Source organism: Kribbella sp. NPDC050124, assembly GCF_044460355.1.
In the GTDB taxonomy this organism is placed as follows: Bacteria; Actinomycetota; Actinomycetes; order Propionibacteriales; family Kribbellaceae; genus Kribbella.
In genome coordinates this window covers 1-18336 of record NZ_JBITJU010000051.1, presented here as the reverse complement: position 1 = coordinate 18336, position 18336 = coordinate 1, and the positions used below count along the sequence as shown (strand labels likewise).

General features: G+C 68.5%; 15 protein-coding genes. 3 read left to right on the top strand and 12 right to left on the bottom strand.

What is annotated here, in order from left to right; genetic code table 11:
* Window positions 1-242: 242 nt before the first annotated feature.
* Both ACIBL3_RS46470 and ACIBL3_RS46465 read right to left on the bottom strand, forming a co-directional pair.
* The gene (locus ACIBL3_RS46470) at window positions 243-707 is read right to left on the bottom strand and encodes a hypothetical protein (protein ID WP_396360472.1); all 465 of its coding nucleotides are present in this window, start codon (window positions 705-707) and stop codon (window positions 243-245) included.
* A gap of 51 nt (window positions 708-758) precedes the next feature.
* Entirely contained in the window at window positions 759-923 is a 165-nt protein-coding gene (locus tag ACIBL3_RS46465) for a hypothetical protein (protein WP_396360471.1), read from the bottom strand.
* A 571-nt stretch (window positions 924-1494) separates the two neighbouring features.
* On the opposite strand from ACIBL3_RS46465, the gene ACIBL3_RS46460 reads away from it, so the two are divergent.
* Entirely contained in the window at window positions 1495-4779 is a 3285-nt protein-coding gene (locus ACIBL3_RS46460; protein ID WP_396360470.1) for a S8 family serine peptidase, read from the top strand.
* Between the two features lie 456 nt (window positions 4780-5235).
* Here ACIBL3_RS46460 and ACIBL3_RS46455 read toward each other — a convergent pair whose 3' ends face one another.
* From ACIBL3_RS46455 to ACIBL3_RS46410, 10 genes are all read right to left on the bottom strand, one after another.
* Window positions 5236-5361, bottom strand: a complete 126-nt coding sequence (locus tag ACIBL3_RS46455; RefSeq protein WP_396360469.1) for an ATP-binding protein — start codon at window positions 5359-5361, stop codon at window positions 5236-5238.
* Complete coding sequence (locus tag ACIBL3_RS46450; protein WP_396360468.1) at window positions 5358-5600, bottom strand: hypothetical protein; 243 nt, start codon at window positions 5598-5600, stop codon at window positions 5358-5360. The genes ACIBL3_RS46455 and ACIBL3_RS46450 overlap by 4 nt, the downstream gene beginning before the upstream one ends.
* 136 nt (window positions 5601-5736) lie before the next feature.
* Window positions 5737-6375, bottom strand: coding sequence for a GNAT family N-acetyltransferase (locus tag ACIBL3_RS46445; protein WP_396360467.1), 639 nt, complete (start codon window positions 6373-6375; stop codon window positions 5737-5739).
* 296 nt (window positions 6376-6671) lie between these two features.
* Complete coding sequence (locus tag ACIBL3_RS46440; protein ID WP_396360466.1) at window positions 6672-6851, bottom strand: hypothetical protein; 180 nt, start codon at window positions 6849-6851, stop codon at window positions 6672-6674.
* Window positions 6852-6959: 108 nt separating this feature from the next.
* The gene (locus tag ACIBL3_RS46435; RefSeq protein ID WP_396360465.1) at window positions 6960-7805 is read right to left on the bottom strand and encodes an SAM-dependent methyltransferase; all 846 of its coding nucleotides are present in this window, start codon (window positions 7803-7805) and stop codon (window positions 6960-6962) included.
* Between the two features lie 430 nt (window positions 7806-8235).
* Complete coding sequence (locus ACIBL3_RS46430) at window positions 8236-8574, bottom strand: hypothetical protein (RefSeq protein ID WP_396360464.1); 339 nt, start codon at window positions 8572-8574, stop codon at window positions 8236-8238.
* Window positions 8575-8584: 10 nt separating this feature from the next.
* Window positions 8585-9823, bottom strand: coding sequence for a TIGR02679 family protein (locus tag ACIBL3_RS46425; RefSeq protein ID WP_396360463.1), 1239 nt, complete (start codon window positions 9821-9823; stop codon window positions 8585-8587).
* Window positions 9820-13926 (bottom strand): TIGR02680 family protein, encoded by a 4107-nt coding sequence (locus ACIBL3_RS46420; RefSeq protein ID WP_396360462.1) that lies wholly within the window; start codon window positions 13924-13926, stop codon window positions 9820-9822. The genes ACIBL3_RS46425 and ACIBL3_RS46420 overlap by 4 nt, the downstream gene beginning before the upstream one ends.
* The gene (locus tag ACIBL3_RS46415) at window positions 13923-15107 is read right to left on the bottom strand and encodes a TIGR02678 family protein (protein ID WP_396360461.1); all 1185 of its coding nucleotides are present in this window, start codon (window positions 15105-15107) and stop codon (window positions 13923-13925) included. Before ACIBL3_RS46415 ends, ACIBL3_RS46420 begins: the two co-directional genes overlap by 4 nt.
* Window positions 15104-16636 carry a TIGR02677 family protein gene (locus ACIBL3_RS46410; protein ID WP_396360460.1) on the bottom strand — a complete coding sequence of 511 codons (1533 nt, stop codon included), beginning with the start codon at window positions 16634-16636 and terminating at the stop codon, window positions 15104-15106. Before ACIBL3_RS46410 ends, ACIBL3_RS46415 begins: the two co-directional genes overlap by 4 nt.
* Window positions 16637-16735: 99 nt before the next feature.
* On the opposite strand from ACIBL3_RS46410, the gene ACIBL3_RS46405 reads away from it, so the two are divergent.
* Window positions 16736-16909, top strand: a complete 174-nt coding sequence (locus tag ACIBL3_RS46405) for a hypothetical protein (protein WP_396360473.1) — start codon at window positions 16736-16738, stop codon at window positions 16907-16909.
* A gap of 445 nt (window positions 16910-17354) precedes the next feature.
* Complete coding sequence (locus ACIBL3_RS46400; RefSeq protein WP_396360459.1) at window positions 17355-18251, top strand: hypothetical protein; 897 nt, start codon at window positions 17355-17357, stop codon at window positions 18249-18251.
* Window positions 18252-18336: the final 85 nt, after the last annotated feature.

The following is an 18336-nucleotide window of genomic DNA, read 5'->3' as shown; positions in this document are numbered from 1 at the left end:
ACCTCCGCGACCGCGCCCTCGCCGGGACCTCCGGATCAGGCACCTTCTCATCAAACGAACTCACTTGGGGTCAGACTCCTCGCTCGCCCTCAACTCAAGGTTTCAAGAACAAATCTTGCCTCAGGCAACCTTGACACAGAGGGCTACTCCCGCACCAAACACGTCATGCACAACCACGGCCAATAGCCGCCCTGCCTCTACTTCGCCACAGCCCCGTAGACCCTACGAAGGGGCGCCGTATCTCACACCCGTCGGGACCAGGAGCGGGCCGGCGCGCTTGATCCAGCGACAGCACGGCGAGCGACGAGCAGGTCGAGGACTGGTGCGACCTCGCCGCCGAACTGGCCACTGCCGGCCCCGACGACTCGGTCACGACACCTGCGGTCGCCATCCGACGGCGCGTCGACGGCGTACGAGAGAAGATCCGCGACCGGCAGGCAGGTCTCGTCGAGGAACGGGATGTGCTGGGCAGAGAGCACACTGACCTCACCGGCGAACTCACGAAGGTTCTTGAAAGGTCGAGAGTCCGCCGGATCCACCGGCGCTCCGGCAACGACGCGAGCGCTCGGAAATCTCTGGCCAAGGGCGCGCGGCTCTCGAATTGTGTCCAGCCGCTGACCAAGGTCGACCCGCACCAGCTGGATCTTCAGGAGGTTGCCGCGGCGCAGCCGGATCTCCTCGATGATCTGCGCAAGGGCGTCGTCCAACTGGTGCTCGTCGGTGTCCTTCCACCAGCTTGCCCAGAACTCGCCCCCGTCTCATTCCAGCTCGATCTCCAGGGGCTGGTCGGGAACGTCGTCGAAATCGGGAAACACGTGACTGTGACGTGCGCGCACCAGTTCCCGCTCAGTCGGCTGATGCGGCTCTTGCAAGATGGCCTGCTTGAACCGCAGCACGAAATCGACGCCTTCGAGCCGGACCAACCAAATCGCGAGACTGATGAAGCCGGCCAGAGCCCGGCATCCGTGGCCCGACCAGACCAGTACCCACTTGGGGGCGTGGCTGGCAGAACTTCGATTCCCTGGTCGTCGAGGGCTGTAGCACGCGTGGCGGGTCCGTGATCGTTGCCGTTGACAGCGACACGCAGACCGGCGCCCTCTACACGTTGAGCAAATCCAACGGCGCCGCCACCACATCACGGGCTACGGCCGCATCCCCGACGTCGTCTTCATCGGTGTCAATCACGTGCTCCTCACCACCCACTACGACCAACAGATCGGCGCGTAAGCACCATCACCAGCGCAAAAGGCCCGCCCTCGGCCGGGCCTTCTCCTGTTACGGGGCTCTTCCACCAACTGTCGGCGACACCGTGAACGCTGAACCCGGCGAAGCTCAGCACGCTCAATCTCCCGCAGCAGAAGCGTATTCGAACTCATGTTCTGATGGGCTGTTGCCAAGGGCACCCGCTGTGAACTTCTTGGCGACCAGGTATTGCGCTCGTCGGCGCGACGGAGTCCACTCTTCGTAGCCATTCGGCCCGGGAGGGGACCCTTTATGAGTTCGTCGACGCCTGTGCATCGTTCCAGGGCGAGGTTGGCCGCCGCGACCGCCGCAGTACTCGGGCTGGTCGCCGCCGGCACCACCGCGCTCCCATCAACAGCCGCCCAGCCACAAGGCACCCACCGCGGCGGTGCGGCAGCGAACCAGCCGCCGCATCCGAAGTCCGACAAGAAGCTGGGTCAGGCCGACCGGGCCAGGCTTGCCGAGGCGCAGGCCGCCGGCAAGAAGACGGTGACACTGCTGGTCGCGGCGGAGCACGACCGGTTGTCGGCAGCCGCCACTCAGTTGCGGGCCCTCGGAGGCGTGGTGCTGAAGTCGGACGCGGCCGTCGACTACCTCAAGGTGGAGATCCCCGTCGGAAAGGCCGAGCAAGCCGCCAGGCTCAGCGCGGTGGAGGCGGTGGACGTCGATGGACTGATCCCGATCGACGACCCGCAGCCGGAGGGATCTCAGCAGCCCATCCCGCAGACCCCGCCGGATGCGAGCACCCCTCGGGTGAACCCGTACCTGCCGACGGGCGACACAGGGGCTGCCCAGTTCGCCCTGGCCAACCCGCAGTGGGACGGCCGCGGCACCACGATCGCGGTCCTGGACTCCGGCATCGACCTCAACACACCCGCGCTGCAGACCACCACAACCGGCCAGCACAAGATCATCGACTGGTACAACGCGAACTCGCCGACCTCGGGTGACGCCACCTGGATCAGCACCACCGGACGATTCAACGGCGCCTTCACGGCCTCCGGCCGTAGTTGGACCGCACCGGCGACCGGTGGCCCGTACGCGTTCGGCCTGTTCCGGGAGGCCGCCGGCGAGCTCGCCCAGGGTGAGCTCGGCGGAGATGCCGACCGGGACGGCGTGGGCGGCGAGTCGATCGGCGTACTGCAGGACCGGACCACCAAGCAGGTGTACGTCGACATCGACCAGGACGGCGACTTCACCGACGAGACCCCGATGATCGACTTCAAGGTCAACCGGGACTTCCAGTTCCTCGGTACCGACAACCCGGCGACCGCCGTCGTCGAGCGCGTCCCGTTCGTCGTGGTGACCGATCGATCGGTGTACGACCCCAACTCGGACGCCGGCTCGGTGGTCAACCTGGGCATCGCCGGAGCGCAGCACGGCACGCACGTCTCCGGTATCACCGCGGCCAACGGGTTGTTCGGCGGGGCGATGAGCGGCGCGGCTCCCGGGGCGCAGTTGATGGCGATCAAGGTCTGCCTGACCACCACGTCGTGCACCAGCAGCGGCCTGATCGACGGCGTCCTGTACGCCGCCCGCAACGGCGCCGACGTGGTGAACATCTCGATCGGCGGCCTCCCGGCGCTGAACGACGGCAACAACGCGCGGGCGCTGCTCTACAACCGCACGATCGACGAGTTCAACATGCAGATCTTCATCTCGGCGGGCAACAGCGGCGCCGGGGCGAACTCGGTCGGGGACCCGTCAGTGGCCACCAACTCGATCAGCGTGGGTTCGTACATCACCAGGGAGACCTGGCTGTCGAACTACGGCTCCGATCCGCTGAACGACAAGTGGCTGCACCCGTTCTCCTCGCGCGGTCCGCGTGAGGACGGTGGCTTCAAGCCGGACATCGTCGCGCCAGGCGCGGCGATCTCCACCACACCTCAGTGGCAGCCCGGTGGGCCGGTGGCCGGCACCTACGCCCTGCCGCCTGGCTACTCGATGCTGAACGGCACCTCGATGGCAGCTCCACAGGCCACCGGGGCGGCCGCGTTGCTGGTCAGCGCGTACAAGGCGACCTTCGGCAGTCGTCCGACCGCGGCCGCCTTGCGCAGCGCGATCCGGTCCAGTGCGTCGTACCAGCCCCAGCTGCGCTCCTACGAGCAGGGTGCGGGCCTGTTCGCCGTGACGGCCGCCTGGGACCAGCTCCGCGCCGGGCAGCAACCGAACGCGATCACCGCGACCGTGCCGGTGAGCACGGTGCTCAGCGACCAACTGGCCACTCCGAACGTCGGATTCGGCATTCACGATCGCGAGGGCGTCACGCTCGCGGTGAAGTACAACCGCACGTACACCCTGACCCGGACCAGCGGGTCGGCCAAGCCGGTGGCCCACGACGTCCGTTGGATCGGCAACGACGGCACGTTCCGTTCGCGGACGAAGGTCACCCTGCCGCTGAACGAGCCGGTCGACTTCGCCGTACAGATCAACCCGTCCAGCCCAGGCGCCCACTCCGCGGTCCTGCAGCTCGACGACCCGGCGACGGTGGGCGTCGACTTGATGACCCAGAACGCGGTGTTCGTACCGCAGGAGTTCACGGCGGCCAACGGCTACACGTTCCAGGCCAGCGGTACGGTCGGGCGGAACTCCACCCGCAGCTACTTCGTCCGGGTGCCGGTCGGGGCCAGCGCTCTCAAGGTGGACATGACCGGCGGTGGAGCCGACCCGGGTGCCGGCCAGATCCGCTTCCTGCGGTACAGCCCGCAGGGGTTGCCGATCGACAGCAACTCGAGCTTGAGCTGCTACGACCCGGACGCGGGTGCCGGCTGCGCCAACGGAACACCGCAGAGCCGCACCGTAGTCAATCCGCTGCCGGGCGTCTGGGAACTCGTGGTCGAGGCACGCCGTACGTCGGACGTCCTGGTGGCGCCCTTCAGCCTGACCGCGACCGTGCTGAGCACCACGATCTCGCCCAACCCGGACGTGGTGGCGTCGGCAACGATCGGGACGCCGCAGACCCGTAGCTACACGGTCACCAACCAGCTCGCCGCGTTCACCGGCCGGCTCGTCGGTGGCGGCGCGCTGGCCAGTACGCAGGCCCAGCGGCCGACGATCGGGCACTTGGCGCAGCAGTCGTTCGACGTGGTGTTGCCGGCCGGCGTCACCTCGTACACGATCCGTACCGGGAACGCGTCCGATCTGCGGGCGGACATCGATCTGCTCGTCTTCCGGTGCTCGACGCCGACGTCGTGTGTGCTGGTGGGATCCAGCGGAGGCGCGACGGCGGTCGAACAAGTGACGCTCGTCAACCCGGCGGCGTCGCTCTACCGGATCATTGTGGACGGGTTCTCGGTGCCGAGCGGGAGTACGGCGTACGACCTGGTCGACTCGTACGTGCTGCCGGCCCTGGGTTCCCTGGTCAGTAACGACACCAACGCCGCTCGGGCATCCGGCTCGTCGTGGTCGCCGACCGCAGTACTGACCGTCAACTCCCCGCCCGACGCCGGTCGCAAGCTCACGGGCACGCTCACCGTCCAAACCGACGCCGGCGTCATCGTCGGCTCCGGCTCCCTGGTAGTCGACTCCGTGAACTAACCACCCACCACCCGTTGGGCCTCCTGCCGCCGGGCGCCAGGAGGCCCAACTCTGCCGGTAGGCGCCGTTGCGCCAGGCTGCTGGTGGTCAGCCGGCTACCACCGCCCTGAGCACGTCGACCTTTGGCCACCTGACCTTGCTCGCGCGCCGCTTCTCGACCCCATCGACCAAGCGACCCTCCAGTCCCCCGCCTTCCTCCTCGCCGTCTTACGCCGAGCCGAACACCTAGGCCTAGACATCCCCACCACCCTCTGCCGGGCCGTCACGCAGACCTCCCTCAACAACGCTGACGACTCAGCCGCGTCCTCCACCCCCGCATCGAACGCCTGGTCGCAGGGGCAAAACGCAGTACCCGATATCCGACTCCCGCGCTCATCGCCGGCTTGGTCGCACTTGTCGACGGCGCTCCAAAACTGGCCGGTTCCGGCGGTTGAAAAGTGACTGGTTGTGGGCAGTTTAGGACTCGCCTTGATCTGTGGTGGTGCGGATGCTGGGGAGGCTGTCGATGCCGCGTCCGCGAAGCCGGTAGCTGGCACCCTTCAAGGTGAGGACGTCGGCGTGGTGGACGATCCGGTCGATCATCGCGGCAGCGACGGCGGCAGCACCAGCCTGGTCGCCAAAGTACCCATGAACGACGCGACCCTCTCGGCCCGGCGCTGGCCGCGGCCGATGCCGGGCTCGTTGTCCCAGATCAGCCGCCGCGGGACCCGCCCGAACTGCTGGATCAGCTCCCACTTGCCCAGCAGCAGGTCTTCGGTCTTCCGGGTCGGGATCGTCCGGCCGGTGCTGAACCGCGAGTACGCGGCGGTGATCACCAGCACCGGCAACAGCTTCGCGGTGCCTTCCGCATCCTCGCGTTGGCCGCGCGCTGCTTGACCGTCCGTCGGATCTCTAGGGCGGCGCGCCCTGTCGTGTTGAACCATTGGTACGCCCGTGTGCGACACCGAGCGTGTCGAGTCAGAGTCCGAACAGCGGCCGGCAGGGTTCGAAGCCGGTGATCTCGACCGGCGGTCGGTCTGTCCGGGCCAGCCAGTCCTCGCGGGTCAGCCGCAGGTGCACCATCACGTCGACGCCGTCGCCACGTCGCTCCCGCCGTTCCCCGTTCGGCTGGTAGCCCAGAGCCCTGGAGACACCCAGAGAGGCATGATTGTCCTGCCACGCCGAGGTGATCGCGCACGCAGCCTCCAGCGGGCCGAAGGCAAACGCCAGGACGGCATCGCGCATTTGCTTGCCGTACCCCTTGCCGCGGGCCTCGGGAACCAGCAGCGAGAAGCTGTCGACGGTCCGCAGCCGGGCGAAGTCGTCGCCCTCCAGCGCCTGCTCCCCGATCAGCTGACCGCCCCGCATCACCACGAACGGCACCGCCCACGACTCCGGCCTCCAGCTGCCGAACGCCCGCCAGTAGCCCTGGAAGGTCGCCGCGCCACGGCTGGCTCGCGGGTCGCCGAGATCGTACGTCGGCAGCCTAGGGTCGATCTCGACGTCGACCGGCAGCACCTCGGCCAGCCACATCTGGTCGACCTCGGTCGCGACTCGCAACTCAAGGTCGGGCGTCGTCAGTCGAAGGTCGAACAGGGGCCAGGATCGGTGGCTCACAACGGCGACCGTACGCCACACCTGCCCAGATCGCGCGCGCGAATCCCGACGCCTCCACCACACCGTTGCCATCGGTCGCCCATGCGCCAGGATCGCGGCGCGTGCGCGTCTCCCAAGGGGCTTTCCGCGCGATCGGTGGCCCCTTCGGAACCATCTATCGCTCATCGGCAAAGCCACGAGCGGGTGACAATCTCCCAAAGCACATGTACGCGGCCGGCCGGAGAGGCAGCCATGCATCACCGTGCGTCACCAGCGGCGATGAACGCCAGCACGCCCGAAGCGGCGTGAGCGGTCGTCTACTCGACGCGTCGATCCACGTGCCCGCCCGTTCGGATTGTCTTCGGGATCTCGGCGACGGTGTCGACGGTCGCAAGCAGGCGATCGATCTGGTCCGCGGGTGCCGGGGAGTCCACGTCCACGACGTAGGTGATGCCGGTCGACTGCCACGTGTCGGTGTTGAACGCACCGCCAGCCAAGAACCTCGACACCTTCGCTCGGGCCCTGACGCCACGCTCACGCAAACGCCAGCCTGTCGACCGCGCTGAGGCGGCCCCGCAGACTCAGCCCAGGCTTGCAGAGACCGCCTATTGCTTGCGGGCGACGCCGGCCCAGTAGTAGGCGGCAGCCGGGTCGACCGGTTCGCTCTCAGGCCGCCAAGCCATTACCGGAACGAGGCCGGGCTCGACCAACTCCCAGTCGGCGAAGAACCGTGCGACGTCGTCGCGGACCCGGGGCACGACGGTAAGGTTGCCGCCGCGAGCCGCGGCCGCGATATCCGCCATCGCTTTCGGGTCGAAGTCTTGACCCGGGTGGGTGATCGCGACGTAGCTGCCCGAGGGCAGCGCGTCCATCAAAGTCTGAGCCCGGGCCCAGGGGTCCTCCTCGTCGCTCAGCAGCATGAGCACAGCGACGAGCATCAGTCCCACCGGCCGAGTCAAATCGAGGGTGGTAACCACGGCCGGATCGGCCAGAATCTGGTCGGGCTTGCTGAGGTCGGCGTCGATGTAGGCCGTCCGGCCCTCCCGGTCGCTGACCATCAACGCCCGCGCGTGCGCCAGCACGATTGGGTCGTTGTCGACGTACACCACTCGCGCCGCACGGTTCAGTTCCTGAGCGGTCTCGTGCAGATTCGGCTGGGTCGGAATCCCGGTGCCGATGTCGAGGAACTGGTCGATGCCGGCCTCGGCGACCAGATACCGGGTCGCCCGGTGCATGAAGGCGCGATTCTCCTGCGCCATCAGCCGTATCGTTGGAATCGCCTGAATGAACATCTCACCCAGCTGACGGTCCGACGCGAAGTTGTCCTTTCCACCCAGCCACCAGTCATACATCCGCGCCGAATGCGGCACGCTGATATCGATCCCGTTCGGAGCCCACTCCTGCTCGGAGCCCGATCCCGCCGGGCCGCTGCCCTGTTCCTCCGCTGACACGAGACGACATCCCTCCATCAGTGCTGCCCCTGATCGCCGCGCTGGTCGAGCCCCGCGGCGGTACGCCGACGCATCGTACCCCGCACCCAGGGGCTGAACCGACCAGCCGGGGTATTTCTTGACTTAGTGGTCTGCGCCGTAAGTTCGTCGGGGATTCGGGCTTGTTTGGTTGTGCGACGGTCCAGGTAGAGATCGCAGGCCAGTCGAGAACCGCTCGCGCGTAGGCACACGCAATCCGCGGTTACGTCGAGGAGTTGTTAGGTCGGTGGCCCGACATCACCGAGGACGGAGGCGAGGACTCCCCATCGGGCGATGGGCCGCTGCTCGACAACTCCTCTGGACCTCTGTTCGCCTTCTCGCTCGGCGTGAGTTCGCTTACTGAGTCGATCCTGTACTGCACGGAGGTCGCGAGACGCCGCCGAACCGTCCTCTACGACCAGCAGCGGCAGACGAGAAGAAGAAGGGTTATGGAGGCGGCCGAGCAGGAGCACCCACGACCGGACTGCTGCAGTTGGAGCGCGGTGACGGGATCGGTGACGAAGGCGTCGCCCTGGCCGCCGTTCAGCTCGGCGATCGCGACGAAGGTCCGCCCGCGGCCGGAGTACAGGCGCCCACAAGCCGCCGAGTGCGACGCTGTCTTACTCGAAAGCAGCAAGCTGACGACCTGCATCAGGAAGCCCGCCGTCGACCACCCGGCCCAGGTCGACGTACGCACAACACGCTGCGGGAAGGGCACACGTGACCACCATCCGAAATGGTCGTGAGCCATGGATCGAGGGTCAGTGGGCCAGGTCGGAGAGTAGGGGGTCCAGGACGTGTTCCTCTTCGACGGCCCGGCCGCTGGTGAGCATCGTTTGCGTGAGTTGCGGGTCCCAGGTCGCGGTGACGGAGGCGCCGTACAGCGGGTGGCCTCGCGGTGGAACGCTCCCGGCCGCGGACGCGTAGTCCGCGGTCCCGAACCTCCACGGGTGCGCGGGTACGCGATCGAAGATAACGTTGGCGATCCGGATTCCGCCCCAGTCGAAATCGCCGTGGTAGACGAGCTGCGCCCCGTCGGCGGCCAGCCGGCGCAGCAGGTGCACGACCGCGGCGCTCGGTTGCCCGTTGCTGCACACCAGCGGCGCGCTCTTCGGGCCGAGCCGGTCCGCGGCAGTCGAGACGACGATCGGGTTCTCGCAGACGAAGACGTACGGCGCCTGCACCCGGATCTCGTCGCGAACCACCTGACGCAAGGTCAGTACGGCGGGCTGACCGTCCTCGCTCAGCGCGCCGAGTGCGCGTCCCGTCGCGGACTCGGAATTGCCTGGAAGCCCCAGTGTGAGCACGGTGGCCGAGAGCTCGTCGCGGAGAATGCCGACCGACGCCCAGGCTTCTCGTCTCCACTCGACGCCGCTCCCTGGGGCGAGGCCGGACAGGGCTCGGGCGGCGCTGAGCGCCAGGGTCGCCAGCGGCTGCCGGTCGTCGAGCGCGTGCGCACGTCCGATTACCCGCGCGGCGAACCTGCCGAGCAGCTCGCCCCCAGTAGGCAACTCCCGGACGACCGCTGCCAGCTCACCGAGTACCGGACCGGCTGCCGTTGGCGTCCCCATCAATCGCCGGACGAGGCCACCTCGCTCGAGTTCGATGAGCCACTCAGCGAGCTCGGGGCGTCCCTCGACCGCCTCGTGCAGTGGTGCGAACGCGAGCCGCCATGCTTGGACCTGCTCGGCCGCCACCAGCTCACGATCGATCACCTCACCGGTCAAGGCGACGACCGCGGCCTCGAGACCGGCCGGGCTGGCACCGGAGTCGCGCAGCAACCGGTCGAGCGCGGGCAGCGACACAGTGAGCGCGCGGCCCGGTACCGGTCGTCGCCCGAGCAGTCGCTGCACAGCCGAGCGCTGAGAACCAGTGGCGTCAGGCAACGTCACGCTGGTGTCCAGCGGCTGGCCGCGCTCCATCCGCTGACGCACCCGGAGCACCAGCCAGCCAAGGTCCTCGGAGCCCAGCAGCCGCCGCAGCCTGGCTTCGTCGATCACTCCCACAACCCATCGTGCGGAGTCTCGTGGACATCGCGATCAACCCGGGTCCGGCGCTGCCCGTCCCATTCCCAGTTGGTCACCAGGACCGCCGGTACGCCGTCCGCACGCGCCAGCTGTGAGATCGCGAGACCCGGCACCTCCGGGTAGCAGCCCCACTCGCGCTCGCTGGTCATCACCACGTCGAGGTCGAACGCCGCGAGCAAACCCAAATACTTCGCTCGCGCGTTGTCGTCCACGCCCGCGAATGCCTCGTCGAGGGTGATGAGCCGCGGAGCATGTGGGTTGCCCGCCGAACTGTAGTGTGAGGACGCCGCCGCGAACAGTGGAACGCTCGCGGCGAGAACCCGTTCACCACCGGACGCCGGGCCGGTGGCCGATTTCCACTGCCCGTTCTGATAGCGCTGGATCACGAACTGGTTCCATGTGCGATAGTCCATCGCTGCCGTCAGATGTTCCAGCCAGGTCCCGGTGGTGTCCTGGGCGCGGACCTCCGCGATGCGCGCCTGCAGGAAGTCACCCACAGCGGCACGGTCCTCGGGCGCCCAGGCGTCGGACGTCTGGCGCAGCAGTCGTTCCCGGGCCGCGGCCAGGCCGGCCGGACCGTCGGGCCGAGGCTGCCACAGCAAGCGGAGTCGCATCCCGGTGCTGGTCGGGCGGTGTTCCAATTCCGCGTTCATCGCTGCAACCTGCGCCTCAGCGGCGGCGATCAGCTCCTGCAGCGTGCTGGCCACCTCGTTGACCAGGTGGTTCTCGAGGACCTCTCGCTCGCGTTCGCTCAGCAAGCGTTCACGGTCGGCCACGTCGGTCGCCAGCGCGTCGACCAGCTGCGTGACCGTCGCCGGGCGTCCCAGGAACTCGATCTCGACGACGATCCCGTCCTCCTGCAGATCCGCCGACGCGCGGTTCCCGTGTCGCGACAGCGTGTCCTGCAGGGTCTTCAGCTCCGTGTTCAGCCGATGCTGGGCGCGATCCCAGACCGCGTCCCCATCGTCCACAGCGCTGAGCTCGTCGTTCACCCGACGGGCCAGCCGCATGGCGGGGACCGGCGCCCACGACGTACCGGCATCGGGAATCTCGAGGGTGGGCAAGGCGACGGCCAGCAACCCGGTCCCGGCGAACCGGCGGAACAACTCGGCTGCCTCGGCCCGCCGATCCGCGGCCTCGTCGAGTTGCCCGGTCAGCGTGTGGAGCCGGCCTTTGGCCTGACCACGTGCTTCGATCGCCTCGTCCATCGAGGCTCGCGCAGTCTCCTGCTCGGACTGATTGTCCCGCAACAGCCCGGCGGTCTCGGCGAGCTGAGCCTGCAGCTCGGCCACCGCGGCGCCGACCGTGTCCTGCAAGGTCCGATGCCGCTCCGCGTCCGCCGTCGCAGCCTGCTCGGCATCACGGGTACGAATCACGAGCTCGGCGTATGCGCGCTCGACGACCGCGAGATCACTCGCAGCCTCGGCTACCTGCCGCGCCGCATCGGCTACGGCGGACAATGCTGGCCAGAGCTCGACCAGGGCGATGCGGTAACTGCCCAACGCGATCCCAACGTTCGACAGCGCGTCCGGACCGGTCGGTAGTCCCACGTCGCGTGCCGCGGTTTCCAGCGTGGACCGCGCCAGCTCGGCTGCTTCGACAGCAGCCGTTTCCTTGCCTTCAGCAACTTCCCGGCGCGCGGTCAGCCTCTCCCGCTCGGCGACGAGTCCGAGTACGACGCTGTGCACGTTGCGGAGCGCAGCGTCGGACGGCACGGTCGCGACCTCGTGCGCGAGCGCGGCCTTCCGTTCGTCCAGGCGTTGCCGGGTCAGCTCGAGGTCGGCGAGCCGGGCCTCGACAGCCGCGGCCTGCCCGCGCAGCTCACCGAGCCGGACGCGCCGCGCCGCATCGCGCGCCGTACGACCGATCAGGGTCGCGGCCGGCTTGTGCCATCGCCCGGCGAGCACGCCGAGACGGAACCGCCCGTCCGCGGCCACCCAGGTGTGCACGTCCTGCTCGCCGTACCCGACGGATGACAGCAGTACGTCGATCAGTTCGGCGGACACGGCGCTCAGCTGCGGATCGTCCGGATCCGTCACGGCCCGCAGCACAACGCCCAGGTGTCGAGGCGCAGCATCTCCGACCCGTAGCAGAATGTCGCCGGTATCCGCCGCCCGCAGTTCACCCTCGGGTGTCACCCAGGCGTCGAGCATTCCGGCGGCCTCGAGCGCGGCCTCGATCCCCGCGCGGTCCGCGTCGTCGAGACCCTCCGCGAAGTCGACCAGGCGCCACAGTGGTCCGCCTGGACGGCCTTCCCGCGCCGAGGGATCCCTTGTGTACGGCGCGGGTGGGACCGTGTCCTCGCCCCGCTCCAACCGGGCGATTTCATCGGTCAGCTCCTGGCGCCGGCTCCGTTCGGATCGCTGACTCGCGGAGACGGCGGCGGCTTCGGTCGCGAGCTCGGCCGCCAGCGACTGGCTTGCGGTGGCGACCGCGGCGGCCGCCGGGTTCGGGCCGTCGAGTGTCTCCACCCACAGGTCGAGTTCGGCTAGCAGGGCCGCCGGATCCGCCACGCGAAGCTCGGTCGCGCGTGCCAGATGACCGCGAATCTCCGACACCAGCCCGGTCCCGGCCTCGGTCACAGCGTCTACCGCGGCTTGACGCCGTTCCGCGAGACGCGCCGCTTCGGAATCGAGCTCGGCCAGCTCCCGCCGTACGACGGCAACGCCGTGATCGGCCGCGTCAGCCGTGCGAAGCAGGCTGTTCACGTGGTCGAGTGCCCGCTGCTGGCGACTCACGATCTGCTCGCCCAGCACACGGAGCTGGGCGGGATCGCCACCCGGCAGAGCCAGCGAGTGCTCCGGCGCGTCCAGCAGCCGATCGATGCGCTCGGCGTGATCGGCCGCGACCCGCGCTGCGGCCGCGGCGTCGACCGCCTTCGCCCGAATTGTTCCCAGGGCACCTTCCTGGCCAGTCCGCCGTTTCTCGGCTGCTGCAAGCCGCCCGTGCTGCCCCTCGACCTTGGCCTCGGCATCGCCGCGCTCGCCGCTCAGCCGCTCCGACTCGACCCGCGACCGGCGCGCATCCTCGGCCGCCCGCTCCAACTCACCGGCACTCCGCATCTCCGGACTCGTCCGCAGCGCAGCATCCCTGGCCTGCAGGCGAACCCGCGCTGCTTCGGCGGCCGCCAACCGGCCTTTCGCCTCGGTCAACCGGGTCTGCGTCGCGGACACCGCGTGCTGCGCGTCACTGAGCTCCTTGCTGACTCGTTCGAAAGTGCTGTGCGCCTCCCTCGGGAGCCTGGCGCGGCGCCGCGAGGCGATCCGCGCATAGCGACGATAGTGATCCAGGAACGACGTCGCCGAATCTCGTGCCTCGGTCATCGCTTCGAGCGCGGACCGGTCCTCCTCGAGACTACGGAACGCCTCGGCGACATCCGCGATCACGGCCTGGTCCAAGGGCGGCAACGACTCGGTCAGCGCCGCCGACAGTGCCTTCTCGCTGGGCCGTTTGGACAGCTGTGGTTGCCGGAGCTGAATCAACAGGTCGACGAGTACGCCGTACCGCTGCTCGCCCAGCCCGAACAGACTGTCGTCGACTGCCCGCCGGTAATCGCGCGCCCGGTCGTACACCGTGCCGCGGTCGCCGAGCACGTCGTCGAGGCGATCCCGGGTCAACGCGGTCCCGGTCGCATCGACCAAGGACAGATCCGCGCCGACCCGCCGGCTGGTGACGAAGAACCAGTGCCGCGCGATTCCTCGACCGGCCACCGCCTTCAGACCACAGCCGATCGTCCGGAAGTGAGACGTGCCGTCGTCGTCGACACGACCGAACTCCAGCCAGGCGTAGCCGAGGCGTTCGGGATGCGGGTGGTCCCCGCCGAGCAGCAGGTTCCACTCCATGCGCTTCTTCGGATCTGCGTCCGGCTCGACCCGGTGCGCGGACAGATCGCCGTCGAGCAGGAACGGCAGAGTCAGCGCGAGCACTTTCGACTTCCCGGTGCCGTTGTTGCCCCGCAACAGCAGCCGGCCGCCGCGGAACCAGAACTCCTCCTGGTCGTAGTAGAAGAGGTCAACGAGACCGGCCCGCAGCGGCTGCCAGCGCTCGATCTCAGGGAGCGGGAGTTCTCGGGTCATGCCGTTTCCTGAATCGTCGGTGCCGTCACGCCGTACCTGGCGAGCGCGGGTCGCGCGACGACGACGTCGCCGGAGCGCGAAATCAAGCGGAGCGCGAGCAGCCGCGTCAGCGCCGTCGCCGCGAGCGTGCGTTCGGCCCCTGGAACGGCGACATCGCGCCTCCAGTAGCTCTTATGCTCGACAGCCTTACGGCGCAGCAGTTCATGGATCTCCTCCACGGGCACTTCCCGGTCGGCCTCGGCCGCGAGGTACTCCGCGACGAGCAGCGTCGCATGCCCCTCGGTTCCGCTCTCCGGCATGCGTACGTCGGTCAGGTCGTCGTACGGATCGACCATCGCGATGCCTTCGGCCCGCACCTCGGCCACCAGACCGGTCAACTCGGTGATCCGGGCGGTGATCGCCGCGCGCTGACCGGTGAGGTAAGTGCGCTCCACATCGTCGAGCTCCGCGTAGTACAGCACCGGGTCCTCGAGCAGGCGACGGGTCAGGTGATGGCGGATCCGCTGGTTCCGCAGATCGTCCGTAGTCGGCGGCAGCTCCCGGGTCAGGGCCGCCAGCCGCTCACCGAATTCGGTCGCCTCGATGGTGGACGGTCCGCGCGGTGCGGTGAGCAGCGCGCCGAGCACCCGACGCCGTACGTCGTACAGCACGTCGCCGGTGTCCTTGACGAAGGAGTCCTCGTCCCCGGCCACGCGGCCGAGGACGCCGATGTCCATCAACAGCCGGACCACCGCCACCATGTCGGCCCGCTCATCGCGTCCCTCGAGCTGGAAGTCGACACCGGCCTCGGTCAGCCGCGGATCTGCTGCCCCGAGCACCACCTGCTCGGCCAGCCTGCCGAGGGTGATCTGTGCCTCGGCGCGACTCAGAGCTGCCAGCGCGAGGCAGACCAGCACGTACCGCCGGCGGCCGAAGGACTGCTTGGATTTCACATCCCGCGCCGGACGAGTCGCGTCGCCCGGGCCGGCGACCGTCTTCGCCAGCCGCGCCATCTCGCTGTCGACGAGCAGGTGCCAGCCGGTGTTGCGCTCGAACCACTCGCGGAGCGCGGGCGCGTGCCGCCGTACCAGAACGAAGTCGTCGTCCGTCTGCCGCAGCAGCGGGCGGCGCAGCATAGCGCGGGCCGCCCGGCGGGACTCGTCCGCGCGAGACGCGGCCAGCGCGTCCGTCAATCCACTCATGCGCTCCGCTCCACGACGTCGGCCGCCAGCAGATCCACGATCTCGACGAGATGGTCCGGGCCGCGGAAGGCGCCGTCCGGCGTACGGACCTCCGCAGACCGGCCGTCTTCGAGCGCGGTAAGGCGGATCGCCATCGTGCCGTCGGACGTCGTCGTCTCGACCACCCGCCGACCGGGCACCCGGGCCGCCAGGGCGTCACCGAGCAAGCCGAGGAAGGCTCGGAACGCCACCGGATCGAGCTCGCCGAGATCCGACAGGCGCGTCGGATGCGACGTCGCCAGGGCTTCCCGCGCAGCCGTCGCCTCGGCGGACTCGCGGCGCGCGAGATCGGCGAGGTAGGCACGCTGCTCGGACCGATCGACCACCCGGCTCGGCTTGCCACGCCGCTCGTAACTCCCGGTCCGGCGGAGCCGCGGGCTGATCACCAGCGGCGGCGCATCGGCCCACGGCGTCTGCGCCGGTACCGCGTCCGCCGTAGCGTCACTCGTCGAGAGGTGACGCGCTCCGCTCAGGCCGAACGACCCCTGCCACAGCCGATGCAGGTCGTCCTCGGTCGGCGCATCGGCGAACCACTGCGCCAGCGCGCGGAAGTCCGCCGACCGATCGGATCGGCCGGAGCGGCGCTCGTTCAGTACGGCGACCACCTGCAGCAACTGGGGAATCGCGGCCCGAGCCTGCGCACGCAGCAGCTTCGCCTGGCTCGGATGGTGCGCCTCGCTGACGAACCATGCCCGGAATCCGAGCCACCGCTCCTGCCACAACCGCCGGCCACGCTCGAACTCCTCGCGGCGCGGGTCGCTCTCCTCGGACGCACCCGGCGCGGCGTCCTCTGCCTCCCGCCAGGCCGCGACGTCCAGCAAGGCACCGACGTCGCGGCGTTCCAGCTCGCCGACGAGTGCGGCGATCTCGGCGCCGGTACTCACGAGATCCTTGATGAACCGTTCCAGATAGTCGATCAGCCGGTCCTTGTACTCACGGAACACGTCGGCATCCGCATCATGCAGATCGATCGTGCGCTGCAGCGAACTCATAAACGCCTGCGCGTTACCGGCCAGATCGGTGAACCGGTCGACCAGTCCTCTGAGCAGCAAATGCACCTTCGCCGCATCGGGTTCGGCGGCTCGGGACAACTCGCCGAGCGCGCGGAGCTGGGTCGCGATGTCCGTCAGGGCAACGGCCTGCAGCGCGCCACGCCGGCCGAGCGCCTCGTCGTACGCCGCTACTGCCTGCTCGACCGCCTCGCCGCGCACGGTCAGCTGGTACAGGAAACGCGACCGGTGGAAGTCCTCGACCGATGTCACGCGGCTGGTGTCCGGGTCGGCGCGCAGATTGCCCCACTCCACCAGCCGCCCGAGCGCGTCGGTGATCGCAGGAAGCTCCGCCGCGTGCCGCATCGACGTACGCACGTCCTCCGGCCGAAGGTGGACGACGAACCGCCGCTTGGCCTGCACGAACGCGTCCATGACGGCCCGATACAGACGCTCGTTGGGCGCCGTCAGATAACTGAACGGCGTGAACTCTCCATCCACGGAACCCTCCTCCCGACCCGGCCGACGCCAGCGTACCGAGAGTCACCGACAATACGACGCGGCAGAAGGTGTGCCAGGTCCCGGCCGGCGAGTTCGCCGGTGCCACGTACGTCGCACTTCGCCCTCGGACTCCTCCACCCTGCCGTCCCGCCACTCCGCCAAGTTGGCACTGCGCGCGGTGATGCGCGTCGACATCTGGAGTGTGTGCTGGCCGGTGTGCAGGACCAGGCCGGCGACGAAGTCGTCGCCGAGCCGATCCTGGAGATGCCGTAGGGCGCGGAAGTCGTCAGAGCGTGGGGGCGATGATGCCTTCACCTCGATACCCACCACCTCGCCGCGCCGGTTCTCCAGCACGGTGTCGAGCTCGACCTGGTCGCGGGTGCGGTAGTGGTAGTGGTAGAGATCGACACATGTCGTTCCAGCTCTGCTGCCTGGCGAGTTCCATCAACACAAAGCCTTCGAGCAGCGGCCCGAACGCGCTCCCTGGTGGCTTGAACTGCGCGGTGTCGGCTCCCACCAGGTCCGCCGCGATCCCCGAGCCGGTCACGGCGACCTTCGGGGTGCCGGTGACTCTGGTACTGAGAAGCCATGCGCTGCAACTTCCTGCAATTGGGTGGCCGCGGCTACTAACCATGCGTCACCGTGGTGGATGCTTCAGTAGTCGGCTGTAACCCAGGCGATGTCGGCGGTGACGGATCGTGAATTACCATGGGCGGCCGTGCTCAGATCGGGCGACGGGTTCTGCATGATCGACCCCGTCGTACTGAATGGGGTGATCAACGATCTCGCCACCATGGAAACGGCGATCACCACCGAGCTGAAGGGCCTGAAAGCCGAGTTCGAGAAGGTGGATGTCTCGACACAGCCGATTACCGACCTGCTGAACGTCGCCTCCTGGCTCCACGGCGAACTCCCGATGCTCCGGCGACGCCACGCCGCCGCCGTACTACTCGAATCTCAAGGTCTGCAGTTCGCCCCGGGCACGCACATGCTGTCGATGCCCGAGGATCCGACGGCTGCAGCGAAGCAGGCCGGTGAGCTCGCCGCGATCCGACTACGCGATGCACTAGCCGGGAAGCCGCCCGGCAAAGACGGGATCGTTGCCGTCACCAACGCATTGCGGCAGATCACCGGGCGCACCGGCAGGCTCACGGCCGACGATGCTGCCTTCCTGCGCGCGTTGTACGGCGGCCTCGGTCGCGAGGTGTACCGTCTTCCGGGCCAACTCGGCGACGACAAGGCGGCGAAGTCGGCGGTGGTCGACGGACTGCTGCTGTTGTCGAACGACAAACTCGGCGGCGGCTTCGACCAACTGCCCGCAGAGATCCGCGAGGACCTGCGCGACACCGGCTGGCGGTACTGGAATCCGCCGATCGACAAGTCCAGCCCGCAACGCGGCAACGGATTCCCTGAGCTGGCGAGGTTCCTCCTGAATCGCGACCCCGCGAGCAAGGTGGTGCCTGGTGATGAGCTCGCTACCGGTCTCGGACTCTCGGCAGTCGAGAACCTGCGCCTGCAACAGTGGCTGGCGAAGGAATACAGCAGTATCTCCCCGCCTCAGGAGATGGCGAACACGGCGCTGCTGAACACGTCCGAGGTGCAGCAGGAGCAATGATCAGAACCTGTGGATGGCCCTCGGCGGGGTGACATGAAGGAGCGCACCTTCCCGAGGAAGATCTGAAGCCCATGCAGTTCTGATC